The organism is Modicisalibacter muralis (genome assembly GCF_900102945.1).
Classification (GTDB): domain Bacteria; phylum Pseudomonadota; class Gammaproteobacteria; order Pseudomonadales; family Halomonadaceae; genus Modicisalibacter; species Modicisalibacter muralis.
The window spans coordinates 1-14,615 of sequence record NZ_FNGI01000008.1 but is presented as its reverse complement, the minus strand read 5'-3'; the positions used below and the strand labels follow the sequence as shown (position 1 = coordinate 14,615).

The 14,615-nt window shown below is 63.1% G+C and carries 15 protein-coding genes and 1 rRNA gene; 7 read left to right on the top strand and 9 right to left on the bottom strand.

Annotated elements, in window-relative coordinates:
* Positions 1–38 precede the first annotated feature (38 nt).
* Entirely contained in the window at positions 39–932 is an 894-nt protein-coding gene (gene gluQRS, locus BLR92_RS13380) for a tRNA glutamyl-Q(34) synthetase GluQRS (RefSeq protein ID WP_089729409.1), read from the bottom strand.
* A 76-nt stretch (positions 933–1,008) separates the two neighbouring features.
* On the bottom strand, positions 1,009–1,446 hold the full coding sequence (dksA, locus tag BLR92_RS13375) for an RNA polymerase-binding protein DksA (RefSeq protein ID WP_089729407.1): 438 nt from the start codon (positions 1,444–1,446) through the stop codon (positions 1,009–1,011).
* 257 nt (positions 1,447–1,703) lie between these two features.
* Here dksA and BLR92_RS13370 point away from each other — a divergent pair, with 257 nt between their 5' ends.
* The 3 genes from BLR92_RS13370 to BLR92_RS13360 are packed head-to-tail and all read left to right on the top strand — an operon-like array spanning position 1,704 to position 4,577.
* A complete protein-coding gene (locus tag BLR92_RS13370; protein ID WP_089729406.1) occupies positions 1,704–2,864 on the top strand; it encodes an aminotransferase class I/II-fold pyridoxal phosphate-dependent enzyme in 1,161 nt (386 codons plus the stop codon).
* Between the two features lie 13 nt (positions 2,865–2,877).
* Complete coding sequence (gene sfsA, locus BLR92_RS13365) at positions 2,878–3,681, top strand: DNA/RNA nuclease SfsA (RefSeq protein ID WP_089729404.1); 804 nt, start codon at positions 2,878–2,880, stop codon at positions 3,679–3,681.
* Between the two features lie 2 nt (positions 3,682–3,683).
* Complete coding sequence (locus BLR92_RS13360; RefSeq protein WP_089729401.1) at positions 3,684–4,577, top strand: ChaN family lipoprotein; 894 nt, start codon at positions 3,684–3,686, stop codon at positions 4,575–4,577.
* Positions 4,578–4,734: 157 nt separating this feature from the next.
* Here the strand turns inward: BLR92_RS13360 and BLR92_RS13355 are convergent, their stop codons facing one another.
* The 6 genes from BLR92_RS13355 to BLR92_RS13330 all read right to left on the bottom strand — a co-directional run bounded on the left by BLR92_RS13355 (position 4,735) and on the right by BLR92_RS13330 (position 9,473).
* Entirely contained in the window at positions 4,735–5,178 is a 444-nt protein-coding gene (locus BLR92_RS13355) for a DUF4426 domain-containing protein (RefSeq protein ID WP_089729399.1), read from the bottom strand.
* A complete protein-coding gene (gene metW / locus BLR92_RS13350; RefSeq protein WP_089729723.1) occupies positions 5,175–5,813 on the bottom strand; it encodes a methionine biosynthesis protein MetW in 639 nt (212 codons plus the stop codon). The genes BLR92_RS13355 and metW overlap by 4 nt, the downstream gene beginning before the upstream one ends.
* The gene (gene metX, locus BLR92_RS13345) at positions 5,813–6,970 is read right to left on the bottom strand and encodes a homoserine O-succinyltransferase MetX (protein WP_089729398.1); all 1,158 of its coding nucleotides are present in this window, start codon (positions 6,968–6,970) and stop codon (positions 5,813–5,815) included. Before metX ends, metW begins: the two co-directional genes overlap by 1 nt.
* Before the next feature lie 76 nt (positions 6,971–7,046).
* Entirely contained in the window at positions 7,047–7,637 is a 591-nt protein-coding gene (locus BLR92_RS13340; protein WP_089729396.1) for a YggT family protein, read from the bottom strand.
* 193 nt (positions 7,638–7,830) lie between these two features.
* Positions 7,831–8,658 carry a pyrroline-5-carboxylate reductase gene (proC, locus tag BLR92_RS13335; protein ID WP_089729394.1) on the bottom strand — a complete coding sequence of 276 codons (828 nt, stop codon included), beginning with the start codon at positions 8,656–8,658 and terminating at the stop codon, positions 7,831–7,833.
* 116 nt (positions 8,659–8,774) lie between these two features.
* Entirely contained in the window at positions 8,775–9,473 is a 699-nt protein-coding gene (locus BLR92_RS13330; protein WP_089729392.1) for a YggS family pyridoxal phosphate-dependent enzyme, read from the bottom strand.
* A gap of 55 nt (positions 9,474–9,528) precedes the next feature.
* Here BLR92_RS13330 and BLR92_RS13325 point away from each other — a divergent pair, with 55 nt between their 5' ends.
* Both BLR92_RS13325 and BLR92_RS13320 read left to right on the top strand, forming a co-directional pair.
* The gene (locus BLR92_RS13325; RefSeq protein WP_089729390.1) at positions 9,529–10,566 is read left to right on the top strand and encodes a type IV pilus twitching motility protein PilT; all 1,038 of its coding nucleotides are present in this window, start codon (positions 9,529–9,531) and stop codon (positions 10,564–10,566) included.
* A gap of 34 nt (positions 10,567–10,600) precedes the next feature.
* On the top strand, positions 10,601–11,734 hold the full coding sequence (locus BLR92_RS13320; RefSeq protein ID WP_089729388.1) for a PilT/PilU family type 4a pilus ATPase: 1,134 nt from the start codon (positions 10,601–10,603) through the stop codon (positions 11,732–11,734).
* A 21-nt stretch (positions 11,735–11,755) separates the two neighbouring features.
* On the opposite strand, the gene BLR92_RS13315 is transcribed toward BLR92_RS13320, so the two are convergent.
* A complete protein-coding gene (locus BLR92_RS13315; protein ID WP_089729386.1) occupies positions 11,756–12,889 on the bottom strand; it encodes an anhydro-N-acetylmuramic acid kinase in 1,134 nt (377 codons plus the stop codon).
* A 122-nt stretch (positions 12,890–13,011) separates the two neighbouring features.
* Here BLR92_RS13315 and tyrS point away from each other — a divergent pair, with 122 nt between their 5' ends.
* Positions 13,012–14,211: a tyrosine--tRNA ligase gene (gene tyrS, locus BLR92_RS13310; protein ID WP_089729384.1), complete on the top strand. Its 1,200-nt coding sequence runs from the start codon at positions 13,012–13,014 to the stop codon at positions 14,209–14,211.
* Positions 14,212–14,519: 308 nt separating this feature from the next.
* Positions 14,520–14,615, top strand: a 16S ribosomal RNA gene (locus BLR92_RS13305); the annotation flags it as partial.

The window sequence follows — 14,615 nt, the reverse complement described above, 5'->3', positions numbered from 1 at the left end:
GGGTGGTAAGCCTCAAGCCGGCAGGTTTTCAGCGGCTATCAAGGCGTATCGACGGGCTGCGGACGATACGGTTGCGCTCGCAGTCGGCTCGCGTCCCAGCCGGCGATGGCGGCGTTCAATTGCTCATCGACCGGCGCCTGGGCCAGCGTGGCGTCGGGTGCCTGATCCAGGGCAATCAGTGCCCGATGCAATAACCCCCGCACCTCGGCGTCGGCGGTCGGTAGCGCCGGGGCCAGGTTCTGCTTGGAGAGCTTCTGGCCGTTGGCGGCGACGATCAGTGGCAAGTGCAGGTAGCGCGGCGCGGGTAGCCCCAGCGTGTCCTGCAACTGGCGTTGCCAGGGGGTGTTGTCGAGCAGGTCGAAGCCGCGCACCACCTCACTGATGGCCTGATCGGCATCGTCGATCACCACCGCTAGCTGATATGCCCACAGGCCCTCCTTGCGTTTCAGGACCACGTCGCCGAGTTCGGCCGGGTCGAAGGCCTGCCTGCCGAACAGCCGGTCGCACCAAGTCACCGGGCGCATGGCGAGATCGCTGCGCAGGCGCCAGGCGATGGGGCGTCCGGGGTGCCGCAGGCCCTCGCGACACCAGCCGGGGTAGACGGCATGCTCGCGCCACTCCTTGCGCGAACAACTGCACGGGTAAGCCAGCCCGAGCGTGGCGAGGCGCTCGAGGGCGGCCTGGTAGGCGGCATCGCGATCGCTCTGGTAGCGCACCTCTTCGTCCCAATGCAGGCCGAAGGCCTCGAGCTGGCGCAGAATCAGCGCATCCGCGCCCGCTGGGCTGCGCGGGGGATCGATATCCTCGATGCGCACCAGCCATTTCCCTTGGGCGTGGCGGGCATCGAGATAGCTTGCCAGCGCGGCGATCAGCGAACCGAAGTGCAGGGGGCCGGACGGCGTGGGGGCGAAGCGGCCGCGATAGCCGGGCATAAGCGACTTCCACAGGGGCGGGCGTAAAACGCAAGCGGGCGCCCAATGGCGCCCGTTGGCTTACTCGGTCGGGCACTCAGCCGCCGAGTTGCTTTTCCTTCAGCTCGGCCAGTGTCTTGCAGTCGACGCACAAGGTGGCTGTTGGGCGTGCCTCGAGACGGCGAATGCCTATCTCGACACCACAGGCTTCGCAGAAGCCGTAATCGTCCTCATCGATCTTGTCGATGGTCTCGTTGATCTTCTTGAGCAGCTTGCGCTCACGATCACGGGTGCGCAATTCCAGGCTGAAACCTTCCTCCTGGGTGGCGCGGTCTGCTGGGTCGGCGTAGTTATTGGCCTCTTCCTGCAGGTGACGCACCGTGCGGTCGACCTCTTCCATGAGTTCCTGTTTCCAGCCGAGCAGGATCTGGCGAAAATGCTCGAGCTGCTTTTCGTTCATGTACTCTTCGCCCTGCGCCGGCTCGTACGGAGTGAATTTCTTCGGCGCTTCCGTTTTCTTTTCTGCTACTGGCATGGGGCTGCCTCATTACTCAAGTGACTGGGGCCGATGCCCGGCCGGTCAGGCCGCGAGTCGACGATGGCCGACGCGACCCGCAGGGAGGGTATACCCACCCGAAGCCTTGCTTATTTAGCGAAAAAGCCCGCACTTTGCAACCACTGTGAAATGCAGGGCGCTGCCGATGTCGCATCCAGTAGGCTAACATGGCCGATTGTACCGCGTTGTCGTGTGCTTTCGATATCGAAAACGCACCCTTTGTAGAGGAGTAGATAATGAGCTGGAGTGTGCGGGTCGAGAGAGTACAGCCTTTTCGCGTGATGCGTCTGCTGGAAGAGGCCCAGGCTCGCGAGGCCGCGGGTTACGACGTGATTCACCTGGAAATCGGCGAGCCGGACTTCCCCACTCCCGAGTCGGTGATCGCCGCCGGCCAGCAGGCATTGGCAGCCGGCCATACGCGCTATACGCCGGCGTGTGGCCTACCGGCACTGCGCGAGGCGATCGCCGGCCATTACGCCGAACACTTCGGCGCGCGGGTCGATCCGGCGCGAATTCTCATCACCCCCGGTGCCTCGGGCGCGCTGTTGCTGGCCAGCCAGTTACTGGTGCAGCGCGGCGATCGCGTGCTAATGGCTGACCCGACCTACCCGTGCAATCGTCACTTCATGGCGCTGGCCGAGGCCGATATCGATTGTGTGACGGTAGGGCCGGAAAGCGGCTGGCAGCTCGATGCTTCACTGATCGAGCGCCATTGGCGCGATACCACGCGCCTGGCCATGCTGGCTACGCCATCGAATCCGACCGGGCATATGCTCGATGCCGAGCGGCTCGGCGCCGTCGCCGAGGCGGTCGGGTCGCGCGGGGGTGAGCTGTTGGTCGATGAAATCTATCAGGGACTGACGTTCGATGCGGCGCCGGTTTCCGCCACGGCACTGACGCCGGATGCCTTCGTGATCAACAGCTTCTCGAAGTACTTCGGCATGACCGGTTGGCGACTGGGTTGGCTGGTCGCGCCCGAGGCGGCGGTCGAACCGTTGACTCGCCTGGCGCAGAACGTCTTTCTCGCCGCGCCGACGCCCTCGCAGCATGCCGCGCTGGCCGCGTTTACCCCCGAGTGCCGGGATGAGCTGGAGCGCCGGCGCCGCGAACTGCACCGCCGTCGCGACGTGCTGTTGGCTGGCCTGGAACGCTTGGGGCTGGCGCCGTCGTTGCCGCCGCAGGGTGCGTTCTATGTGTGGCTAGACGTGTCGCGGCATACTCGCGATAGCCAGGACTTCTGCCGGCGACTGCTGGAAGAGGAGAACGTCGCCATCACGCCGGGGATCGATTTCGCCGTGCGTGGCGGCGAGCATCATGTGCGCATTGCCTTTACCAACGATTGTGCGAGGCTCGAGGAGGCCGTGATGCGCCTCGAACGCTTCCTCGCCAGACTGTAAGTACCGCTACGCAATGGACTACCCCCAACTGACGCTGGGCATTCTGCGCCGGCGCTACAAGCGTTTTCTTGCCGATGTCGAATTGGCCAGCGGCGAAACGGTGGTGGCGCATTGCCCCAACACCGGCTCGATGCGCGCGGTCAGCGTGCCGGGCTGTCGTGTGTGGCTGGCGCCGAGCACCAACCCGGCGCGCAAGCTGGCCTGGACCTGGGAGCTTATCGAATTGCCCCAGCCCGAGGGGCACATGGCACTGGCATCCGTGCATACCGGGCGTACCAATGCGATTGTCGAGGAGGCGCTACGTGCCGGGCGCATCGCCGAGTTGGCCGGCTACGCCACGCTCAAGCGTGAGGTGAAGGTCGATGGCGCCCGACGCAGCGGCGCCCGACTCGATTTTCGCCTCGACGATCCGCGACTGGGCAGCGCCTACGTCGAGGTCAAGCAGGTCACGCTCAGGGAACATGACGGCCACGGCTATTTTCCCGATGCGGTCAGTGCGCGCGGCACCCGGCATCTGCAGGCGCTGGCGCGTCTGGCTGGCGAGGACCAGCGTGCGGTGCTGTTGTTTTGCGTGGCGCATACGGGCATTGCCGATGTGGCGCCGGCGGCACATCTCGACCCGGTTTATGCCGCGATGCTGCAGCGTGTCGCCGGTGAGGGCGTCGAGGTGCTGGCCTACGCTTGCGACGTCGCCGTGATTGACGGGGCGCCACGCAGTATCTGCCTGGGAAGACGCTTGCCGGTGTCGCTGACCCGCGAGATAGCGCATTCGGGCTCGATAGCCGGGACTGAACTCGTTGACGCGCGAGGGAAATAGCCATGCAACGTCGAGATTGCCTGCGAGGGTTTGCCGTGTTGGCGGCGCTGGGTCTGGTTGCCGGCCTGCCGAACGCGGTTGGCGCCGAACCCTCGGCGATACACCGCGTACGCGATCTGCGCCACGACGCGTGGCTCGATTCGGCGGAGCTGTTCGAGCGACTGGCCCGTGCGCCATCAATCGTGATTGGCGAGCGCCACGACAATCCCGAGCATCATCGCCTGGAACGCTGGTTGATCGCGTGCCTGGCCGAACGCAGCATGCTCGGTGGCGTGGCCATGGAAATGCTCGATACCCGGCAGCAGATGCGACTCGCGCGGATTTCTCACCAGCGGCTGCTGCAGATGAACGACGCCGAACTGCGCCATGCGTTCGACTGGCAGGGGAGAGGCTGGGACTGGTCGGCCTACGGGCCGATCCTGCGTCTGACGCTAAGCCTCGGGCTGCCACTCGGCGCCGCCAATCTGCCACATGAGCGAATCGCCGAGATCGTCAGCGCCGGCCGGGTGCCCGATCTGCCACCCGCTGTGGCGAGAGCGCAACGCCGCGCACTAATCGAGGGTCATTGCGGGCTGCTCCCGGAGTCGATACTCGACGGCATGCTGGCCGCGCAGGTGGCGCGTGACCGGGTGATGGCCGAGGCGCTCGCCGAACTGCCGCCGTCGGCGTTGCTAATCTGCGGTAGCGGTCATGCGCGGCGCGATATCGGCGTGGCGCTGCATGCCGAGGAGAAGCCGCTATGTGTGGGGTTGGTGGAGGTCGGTCACGACCAGAATTGGCGAGACGCCCTGCCGGCCAGTGTCGATGCGGGCCCACCTTTCGACTTGGCCTGGTTCACCGCGCCAGCAGCCGAGCGCGGCGATGTGTGCGCCGCGTTGCGTAAGCGTTTTAGCTAGGAATCGCTGAATAAATCGTCGAACGGAATGATGCCGGCGCCGTTGCGTCGCAAGGAGCCCGGAGCACAGAAGAAGAGACATAACATGAAGTTAGGCTGTTCTTCGAGCACCGCGTGACACAGCGATTCGTCCGTGCAGGCATTTAGGCAGTGATTCCTTAGTCGATGTAGAAGCGCTGCATAAAGGCAACCTCAGCCGGCTCGGCGTTGCGATCGTAACGCACGTCGAGCGTGAAGCGCAGCGGCTCGTCGGGCAGGATGCGAAAGGTCGCCAATTGGTAGATGGAATCGCCCTCGCGGACGGTGCGAAACGCCAGCGGCTGGGATTGCCCGGTGAGATTGGCGACTCGGCCGTTTACCACGGCAGGCACGGGCTCGGTGCTGCCGTCCGGCTGCTCTTCGAGGACGCTGACGCTGAGCAGCGCGATGACCTTGCTGCGCGGGATATCGTAGGCGGCGGCCACTTCCGGGGCGAGGAAACGGGTATTCACCGCGCTGTAGTGAATCTGGTAATTGCCGACGCGCTCGAACTGCTCCGCCTGCACCGACCCACAGATCAGCAGCAACCAGGCGAGGCCCATCACCTGCAATGCCCTTTTCATGGCTCGCTTCCCCCTTGGCCGTTTGCCTGGCGGCTGACCCGGTCGCGGCGACTGACACGGAACACCGCAGTTTCACCGAACAGGTTGGGCCACAGCCGTGAACTCCAATGCCCTTCATGGTCACCATTGCCGACCGCCCTGTCAGTGATGACCAAGCCCTTGTCGCGGCACAGTCGTTCGAAGTCGTTGAACGTCGACAGGTGGATGTTGGGCGTATCGTACCAGGCATGCGGCAGCGACTTGGAAACCGGCATGTAGCCCTTGAAACCAAGATAGAAGCGGTGCCGCCAATAGGCGAAGTTGGGAAAGGTGATGATGCACTCGCCGGCGACTCGCAGCATCTCGTCGAGCATGCGATCGGGGCGTCGCAGGGCCTGCAGGGCCTGGGTCATGATCACCATGTCGCAGGCATCGTCGTCGAAGTTGGCCAGGCCCTGATCGAGGTCCTGTTCGATGACGTTGACGCCTTTCTCGAGGCAGGCGGTGATGCCGTCCAGGTCGATCTCCAGGCCGTAGCCGGACACGCCCTTGTCGCGCGCCAGGGCATCGAGCAGGGTGCCGTCGCCGCAGCCCAGGTCGAGAACGCGGGCGCCGTTGGGCACCCAGGCATAGATCAGCTCGAGATCGGCACGCATCATTTGCCCTCCAGACGTAAATCGCGCACCACGCGCTTCATGAAACCGCTGAATACCGCTTGATAGCGCTCATCCGGCAGCAGGAAGGCATCGTGGCCGTACAGCGAGTCGATCTCGGCGTAGCTGACCGACTTGCCGGCACGTACCAGGGCATCGACCAGTTCGCGTGAGCGCTCGGGGGCGAAGCGCCAATCGGTGGAGAAACTCACCACCAGGAACGGGCACTGGGCCGGGGCCAGCGCGGCGGCCAGGTCGCCGCCATGAGCGCCGGCGGGGTCGAAGTAGTCCAGCGCCTTTGTCATCAGCAGATAGGTATTGGCATCGAAGGCGGTGGAGAACATGTCGCCCTGGTAGCGCAGGTAGGACTCGACCTGGAACTCGACGTCGTAACCGAAGTTGAGTTCATCACTGCGCAGGTCGCGGCCGAACTTGGCGCCCATCGAGTGCTCGGAAAGATAGGTGATATGGCCGACCATGCGCGCCAGCTTCAGGCCGCGCTTGGGCAGCGTGCCGTGCTCGTCGTACCAGCCGTCATGGAAGTCGGGGTCCGAGCGAATGGCTTGGCGAGCGACTTCGTTGAAGGCGATGTTCTGCGCCGAGAGACGCGGCGTGGCGGCGATGACCACCGCGTTGGCGATGCGCTGGGGATAATCCAGCGTCCATTGCAATACCTGCATGCCACCGAGGCTGCCGCCGATCACCGCGGCGAAGCGCTCGATACCGAGCCGATCGGCCAGGCGTGCCTGGCTGTGCACCCAGTCGGCGACCGTTATCACCGGGAACTCCGGTCCCCATTGGCGATCGGTCTCGGGATTGATACTGCAAGGACCGGTGGTGCCATGACAGCCACCGAGGTTGTTCAGCGAGACGACGAAGAAGCGATTGGTATCGATGGTTTTGCCAGGTCCGATATGCGCGTCCCACCAGCCGGGTTTGCGTTCTTGCGTGCCGTGATAGCCAGCGGCGTGATGATTCCCCGATAAGGCATGGCAGATCAACACCGCGTTGCTGCCCGCGGCATTGAGTTCGCCATAGGTTTCGTAGACCAGCTCGTAGGCCGGTAGCGTCTTGCCGCAGGCCAACGCGAGTGGATCGTCGAAGTGCGCTGTTTGCGGCGTCACCAAGCCGACCGAATCGGCGGGAAGCGTCTCGGGCATTGTCGTCGGTTATCCAGTATCCAGCGCGAGGCTCGAACGAGCCCCGCTTATCCGCATGTCGTTGACAGGCCTGCCGCTACAGGCCGACCAGGGCGCCGGAAATGCCGGCGGCCCGGGTCAGTGAGCCGACCACGATACCATCGATCAGGTTGATGGCGATGAACACGATGATCGGCGAGAGGTCGATCATGCCCAGCGGCGGGATGACCTTGCGTACCGGCGCCATGATCGGCTCGACCAGTTGAAAGATCAGCAGCGCCCCGGGGTGGCTGGCCTGCGGTGCGACCCAGCTCAGGATGATCATGGCGATCAGCGCGAAGAAGTAGATCTTGAGAATCGCGCTGGCCAGTGCCGCCAGCGAGGCGATGGCGATCCCACCGATGGGTGGCATGACACCGATGGCGAGCTGCATGATGGCGATGATGCTGATCGCCTTGATGATGAACCCGGCACCCAGCGTGGCCAGGTCGAAACGCCCAACCGGGCGCAGGAAGCCTTGCAGTGGCTTGACCACCGGCTGAGTCACCTTGACCACCGACTGGCTGAGCGGGTTGTAGTAGTCGGCGCGCGATGCCTGCAGCAGGAAACGCAGCATCAGCAGGAACAAGTAAATGTTGATCAGGGTGTTGACCAGCATCAGGCCGGCACTTCCCAGTTGGCTGCCCATGGGGCTCCTCCGTGTTAAATCGATAAACTACGCTGACCAGGCACTGTCTGAAAACTGTCTGCGCTCGACCATACGGCGTTAAAAATCAGCTCGGGCGCGAGTCCGATCAAAGTACTCATTTACTTCAGTAAACTCCGCCTTTTCGCTTTTTTTGCCTTGTCTGATCATTGCTCGCCGACTTTTCAGACAGCGCCTAACTTTTCTTGCCGAGTTCTTCGGCCATTTCCCGGGCGCGTAGCGCGCAGGCCTGGGTGGCATTCTCGAACAACTGGCGCAGGCCGCCATCCTCGAAACTCTGGATGGCGCGTTCGGTGGTGCCGCCGGGCGACATCACGTTGCGCTTGAGCTGTGCCGGGTCGAACTCACTCTGCTGGGCCATCCTGGCGGCACCGAAGGCGGTCTGCAGTGCCAGGCGTCGAGCGCTCTGTGGCGGCAGGCCGAGACGCTTTCCGGCGTCTTCCAGTGCCTCGAAAATCAGGAAGAAGTAAGCCGGGCCGCTACCCGAGACGGCGGTAACGGCTTCCAGCAATGCTTCGTCGTCGACCCATTCCACCAGACCCACGGCTTCGAGCAGCGTAGTGGCAAGCGAGCGCTGATCATCGCTGACGCGGGCGTTGGCGTACAGCCCCGAAGCGCCGGCACCGACCAACGAGGGTGTGTTGGGCATACAGCGAATCACCGCCAGGCCGCCGCCCAGCCAGTCGTCAAGGGTCTCGGCGGTCAGCCCGGCGGCGACCGAGACGATCAGCGGTTTGCGCGTCTGCACGGCATCGCGCATGGCCTCGCAGACCGCGCGCATGACCTGCGGCTTGACCGCCAGCACCACCACGTCGGCGTTAGCCACGGCGGCGTCGTTGTCGGTCGTGGCATGAATGCCGTAACGGCTGCGCAGCGGGGCGAGCCGATTGTCGTCACGGGCGGTGGCTGTGATCGCGTCGGCCGGGTATCCGCCGTCGATCATGCCTCCGAAGATGGCGCTGGCCATATTCCCGGCGCCGATGAAGGTAACTTGGCTTGCCATTGCAATGTGTCCTTTGTAGCCAGGGTAGTAAGGACCGGAGAGCCGGTGAGTGTCAGTTGCGCATGTTCGGGCGCTAGAGCCAGTTGCGTATGTTTGGGCGCCTTAAAAGTCGGCGATCAGGCGCGAGCGCCGAAAATGGCGGTGCCCAGGCGCACCAGGGTAGCGCCTTCCTGTATCGCTGCCTCCAGATCGTCGCTCATGCCCATCGAGAGTGTATCGAGCGGTGCTTGCGGCAAGCGTTGGCGTAGCGCTTCCTGCAGTTGACGCAGGCGTGCCAACGGCTGGCGCTGCGCGACCGGGTCGCTTGCCGGTGCGGGTATCGCCATCAGCCCGCGCAGGCGCAAATTGGGCAGCGCGACGACCTCATCGGCCAGGGCGTCGAGGTCATGCGGCGCCACGCCGGCCTTGCTGGCCTCGCCACTGATATTGACTTGCAGGCAGACGTTCAACGGCTCCAGACCGCTGGGGCGCTGCCGCGACAGGCGGCGAGCCACCTTGGCGCGGTCGATGCTATGCACCCAGGCGAAATGTTCGGCGACATCGCGCGTCTTGTTCGATTGCAATGGGCCGATGAAATGCCAGACGATAGCGTCGAGGTCGGCGAGTTCAGCTTGTTTGTCGAGCGCTTCCTGAAGGTAGTTCTCGCCAAATTCGCGTTGTCCGCAGGCGTAGGCTTCGCGGATCAGGGCAGCGGGCTTGGTCTTGCTGACAGCCAGCAGGCGCGCATGCCCAGCCGGGCGATCGGCGTCTCGTAATGCCTGGGCCAAGCGTTGGCGCGCATTATCGAGAGTTTCGCTAACCTGAGCGTCTGGCATGATGGTAAAACCTTGAAGTGGGCAGAACCTTAATAAGAAAGCGCAGGGGAACCGCATGGATATTACCGAACTGCTGGCATTCTCGGCAAAGCAGAAGGCGTCGGATCTGCACCTGTCCGCCGGTTTGCCGCCGATGATTCGCGTCGACGGTGACATTCGCCGCCTTAACGTACCGGCGATGGAGGACCGCGAGGTCCGCAAGCTGATTTACGACATCATGGGCGACCTTCAGCGTCGTGACTACGAAGAATTTCTGGAAACCGACTTCTCCTTCGAGGTTCCCGGCGTCGCACGTTTTCGTGTCAACGTCTTCAACCATGGCCGTGGGGCCGGCGCGGTGTTCCGCACCATCCCTTCCGAGGTGCTGACCATGGAGGACCTGGAGCTGGGCGACGTGTTTCGCAGCCTGGCCTCTCTGCCGCGCGGGCTTGTGCTGGTGACCGGCCCGACCGGGTCGGGCAAGTCGACCACCCTGGCGGCGTTGATCGATTACATCAACGCGACGCGCTACGACCATATCCTGACCATCGAGGATCCGGTCGAATTCGTTCACGTCAGCAAGCGCAGCCTGGTCAATCAGCGCGAGGTACACCGCGATACCCAAGGTTTTACCCAGGCACTGCGCTCGGCGCTGCGCGAAGACCCCGACGTGATTCTGCTCGGCGAGATGCGTGACCTGGAAACCATTCGACTGGCGTTGACGGCCGCTGAAACCGGCCACCTGGTGTTCGGCACGCTGCACACCACGTCGGCGGCGAAGACCGTGGACAGGATCGTCGACGTCTTTCCCGGCGATGAAAAAGCCATGGTACGTTCGATGCTCTCCGAATCGTTGCAGGGCGTGATCTCGCAGACGCTGCTCAAGCGTCAGGGCGGCGGGCGAGTGGCGGCTCACGAGATTCTGGTGGCGACCTCGGCGATACGCAATCTGATCCGCGAGGACAAGGTCGCGCAAATCTATTCGGCAATCCAGACCGGTGGGGGCCAAGGCATGCAGACGCTCGATGCGGCGCTGGCCAGGCTGGTCAACGAGAACGTGGTATCGCGCCAGGAAGCTCAATCGAAGGCGAAGAGCATACTGCCCGAGGCGTGAGGCAATCATACAGAGACCACGCAGGTGATGGATCATGACTCCGGGTGAATGGTTACAGCAGTTACTGAGCATCATGATCGAGAAGCAGGCTTCGGATCTGCTGATCTCGACCAATGCCCCGCCCAATCTCAAGATCAGTGGCCAGTTGGTGCCGCTGGGGGGCAAGGCGCTATCGGTAAAACAGGTGCGCGAACTGGTCATGGCGACGCTGCCTGAAGGGCAGCGCGAGCGCTTCGAGGCCGAGCACGAGGCCAACTTCGCGCTGAGCCTGCAAGGCAAGGGGCGCTTTCGCGTCAGCGCCTTCTATCAGCGTAGTCAGATGGCGATGGTGATCCGCCGCATCGCCTTCGATATTCCCCGCCTCGATGCGTTGTCCCTGCCACCGGCGCTCGGCGAGCTGGCAACGCTCAAGCGCGGACTGGTGTTCGTGGTGGGTGGCTCGGGGGTCGGCAAATCGACGACATTGGCATCGATGATCCAGCATCGCAACGAGACGCAGGGCGGTCATATCATCTGTATCGAGGACCCCATCGAGTATATCCATTCGCACCACCGCGCGATCATCAGTCAGCGTGAGGTGGGCATCGATACCGAGTCGTTCGAGGTCGCGCTGAAGAATGCCCTGCGCCAGTCGCCGGATGTGATCATGATCGGCGAGGTGCGCAGCCGCGAGACCATGGAGCATGCCCTGGCCTTCGCCGAGACGGGGCAGCTGTGCCTGGCGACGCTGCATGCCAATAACGCCAACCAGGCGCTGGAACGCATCATTCACTTCTTTCCCGCGGAGCGCCATGGGCAAGTCTGGTTGGATCTGTCGCTCAACCTCAAGGCCATCGTCGCCCAGCAATTGCTACCGACGATCGACGCGGAAGGACGCTGCGTGGCGACCGAGGTGCTGTTGCGCTCGCCGTTGGTCAGCGATTTGATTCGCAAAGGCAGCGTGGCCGAGATCAAGGATGTCATGGCGCGCTCGCGCGAACTGGGCATGCAGACTTTCGACCAGGCACTCTATGCGCTTTATTGCGATGGACGGGTCAGCGAGGACGTGGCGCTGGTGCATGCCGACTCCGCCAACGATCTGCGGGTCATGATCAAGTATGGCGGTATTCAGGATGGCGCCGCCAATGCCGACAGCCATCTTTCCTTGCGCGACGGGGACGATTTTTAGCGCTCCGCTGCTTGCATCAACTCAGGCGCTATACATTCCGCCGAGCACCCGCGCTCCCACGGCGCCGGTGACCGAGGCCAGGTTGCCGGGCAGGCGCTCGATACGCCGCCACGCCAGCCAGGCGAAGGCGCCGGCTTCCAGCCAGTCGGGCGACCAGCCGAAACTATCGCAGTTGGCAATGGCGACGCCGGGCAGCCGCCGCGCCAAGCGCTTCATCAGATCGGCATTATGTGCTCCGCCACCACACGGGATCAGCGTCATTGCGCCGCTGGCGGAGTGCTGTCGCATGGCCTGGTCGACACCGAGCGCGACACTGGCGGCGGTCAGTTCGGCGAGTGTCGCCTGAACGTCTTGCGGTGCTTCATCGCCGCTGAGCCGAGCCTCGAGCCAGTCGCGATGAAACCGTTCGCGTCCGGTGCTCTTGGGCGGCAGGCGACGAAAGAAATCATCATCCAACAGGCGGGCAAGCAGGGTCTGGTCGACCTGGCCGCTGGCGGCCCACCGGCCATTGGCATCGTAGCGGCCGGTGTGGTGGCTGGCATGCCAGTCATCCAGCAAGGCGTTGGCCGGGCCGGTGTCGAAGCCGATCACCGGCGCATCGAGAGAAACCGGTGGCAACAGCGTCAAGTTGGCGAAGCCGCCGAGATTCAGCACCAATCGCCATTCGCCGGGCGCGGCGAACAGCGCGGCATGAAAGGCCGGTGCCAACGGCGCCGCCTGGCCGCCGGCCGCCAGGTCGCGGCGACGGAAGTCTGCAACGACATCGATGCCGCAGAGTTCGGCGAGCAGGCTGGGGTTGTCCAGTTGGCAGGTATACGCAGGCTCGCCGCCGGGTTGGAAGCCATAAGGCGCATGCTCGATGGTCTGGCCGTGGCTGCCGATCGCCGTTATCGCTTCGCGCGGGGTATCGCTTTTGTCGAGGAGTTTGGCGACGGCTTCGGCCTGGAGTCGGCAGAACGCCGTCTCGGCAGCGGCCAGTTCGCTGAACGAGACGTTGCGTGCCTGACATAACGCCAACAGCCGCTGACGCAATTCCTCGGGCATGCTTACGCCCACGGCCTCAAGCAGTTGGGGAGCACCTTCGCCGCAGCGCACCAGCGCGGCATCGACGCCGTCAAGACTGGTGCCGGACATCAAGCCGACAAATAAAGGCATCCTCAACTCTCCTGTAAGATTCGGGCGCTCAACCGTCGCGTCAAGACATGCTAACATCCTGCACCATTCGTCCAGGCAACTCGTTTTCAGTGGCCAGAAACCATTTTTGAGAGAGGGATACGATGACCGACGTCGCCGATGCGCTGGCGCTGCTCAAGCGCGGCGCCCACGAGATTCTGCTCGAGGATGAGTTGAAAGAGAAGCTCGCCTCGGGGCGCAAGCTGCGTATCAAGGCCGGTTTCGATCCCACGGCGCCCGACCTGCATCTCGGGCATAGCGTGCTGCTGACCAAGATGCGCCAGTTCCAGGACCTGGGTCATGAGGTCATCTTTCTGATTGGCGATTTCACCGGGCGCATCGGCGACCCGACCGGCAAGAACGTCACCCGCAAGCCGCTCACTGAAGGCGAGGTCAAGGCTAACGCCCAGACCTACAAGGAGCAGGTGTTCAAGATACTCGACCCAGCCAGGACCGAGGTGCGCTTCAATGCCGAGTGGTTCAGCAAGCTTGGCGCTGCCGACATGATCGAGCTGGCGGCCCAGAGTACCGTGGCGCGCATGCTCGAGCGCGACGACTTCGATAAGCGCTACAAGGCGAATCAATCGATTTCCATCCACGAGTTCCTCTACCCGCTGGTACAGGGCTACGACTCCGTGGCACTCGAAGCGGATGTCGAGTTGGGCGGTACCGACCAGAAGTTCAATTTGTTGATGGGGCGCGAAGTTCAGAAGCACTTCGGCCAGACGCCGCAGGTCGTCATCACCATGCCACTGCTCGAAGGGCTCGATGGCGTGCAGAAGATGTCCAAGTCACTGGATAACTATGTCGGTCTCGACGAGGCACCGGGTGCGATGTTCAACAAGCTGGTATCGATGCCCGACAGCTTGATGTGGCGCTATTTCGAACTGCTCTCGCTCAAATCCAACGACGAAATCGACACGCTGCGCCGTGATATCGATAGCGGAGGCAATCCGCGCGATATCAAGATGGCGCTGGCGCGTGAGCTGATCGCGCGCTATCACGACGATGAAGCCGCCGCCAACGCCCATCGCTCGGCCGGCAATCAGTTAGCCGAGGGCGAATTGCCGGCAGACATGCCGGAAGTCAGCATCGATTTCGAAGGCAGTGGCCAGGTGCCGATCGCGGCGGTGCTCAATCGCGCCAACCTGGCCAACAACAGCGCCCAGGCCAAGGATATGCTCGGCAATGGCCGGGTCAAGGTCGATGGCGAAGTGGTGGCGCGCGATCACATGCTCGATACCGGCAGCAGTTATGTGATCCAGGCGGGCAAGAAGCGCTATGCGCGAGTCACGCTAAGCTGATTCTCGTCGTGAATATGACCACCTGATGACCCAGATAAACTTTTTTCGCGCCAAGGGCTTGTCAGGCCGCGCGGGATCGGTAGAATACGCCTCTCTCGCAGCGAGGCAGTCAGGGTTTTAGTCCTGGCGCAGACGCAAGTTGCGACGCTCTTTAACAATCGATCAGGTAATTCATGTGGGCGCTTGTCGACGATGCGGTGATCAGTCACCGACGATCGAGACAAGCGACTCGTCAAGTTTGAGACGTTTGAGCTCGAGCCAAGCTTGATCCGCTTTCTTCTTCGGAAGGGCAAGGATCACAATGATTGCAACTGAAGAGTTTGATCATGGCTCAGATTGAACGCTGGCGGCAGGCCTAACACATGCAAGTCGAGCGGCAGCACGGGAAGCTTGCTTCCTGGTGG

Excerpts from the sequence above, each read along its gene's own strand:
- gluQRS (WP_089729409.1), bottom strand. The coding sequence starts at position 932 with ATGCCCGGCTATCGCGGCCGCTTCGCCCCCACGCCGTCCGGCCCCCTG.
- dksA (WP_089729407.1), bottom strand. The coding sequence starts at position 1,446 with ATGCCAGTAGCAGAAAAGAAAACGGAAGCGCCGAAGAAATTCACTCCG.
- BLR92_RS13370 (WP_089729406.1), top strand. The coding sequence starts at position 1,704 with ATGAGCTGGAGTGTGCGGGTCGAGAGAGTACAGCCTTTTCGCGTGATG.
- sfsA (WP_089729404.1), top strand. The coding sequence starts at position 2,878 with ATGGACTACCCCCAACTGACGCTGGGCATTCTGCGCCGGCGCTACAAG.
- BLR92_RS13360 (WP_089729401.1), top strand. The coding sequence starts at position 3,684 with ATGCAACGTCGAGATTGCCTGCGAGGGTTTGCCGTGTTGGCGGCGCTG.
- BLR92_RS13355 (WP_089729399.1), bottom strand. The coding sequence starts at position 5,178 with ATGAAAAGGGCATTGCAGGTGATGGGCCTCGCCTGGTTGCTGCTGATC.
- metW (WP_089729723.1), bottom strand. The coding sequence starts at position 5,813 with ATGCGTGCCGATCTCGAGCTGATCTATGCCTGGGTGCCCAACGGCGCC.
- metX (WP_089729398.1), bottom strand. The coding sequence starts at position 6,970 with ATGCCCGAGACGCTTCCCGCCGATTCGGTCGGCTTGGTGACGCCGCAA.
- BLR92_RS13340 (WP_089729396.1), bottom strand. The coding sequence starts at position 7,637 with ATGGGCAGCCAACTGGGAAGTGCCGGCCTGATGCTGGTCAACACCCTG.
- proC (WP_089729394.1), bottom strand. The coding sequence starts at position 8,658 with ATGGCAAGCCAAGTTACCTTCATCGGCGCCGGGAATATGGCCAGCGCC.
- BLR92_RS13330 (WP_089729392.1), bottom strand. The coding sequence starts at position 9,473 with ATGCCAGACGCTCAGGTTAGCGAAACTCTCGATAATGCGCGCCAACGC.
- BLR92_RS13325 (WP_089729390.1), top strand. The coding sequence starts at position 9,529 with ATGGATATTACCGAACTGCTGGCATTCTCGGCAAAGCAGAAGGCGTCG.
- BLR92_RS13320 (WP_089729388.1), top strand. The coding sequence starts at position 10,601 with ATGACTCCGGGTGAATGGTTACAGCAGTTACTGAGCATCATGATCGAG.
- BLR92_RS13315 (WP_089729386.1), bottom strand. The coding sequence starts at position 12,889 with ATGCCTTTATTTGTCGGCTTGATGTCCGGCACCAGTCTTGACGGCGTC.
- tyrS (WP_089729384.1), top strand. The coding sequence starts at position 13,012 with ATGACCGACGTCGCCGATGCGCTGGCGCTGCTCAAGCGCGGCGCCCAC.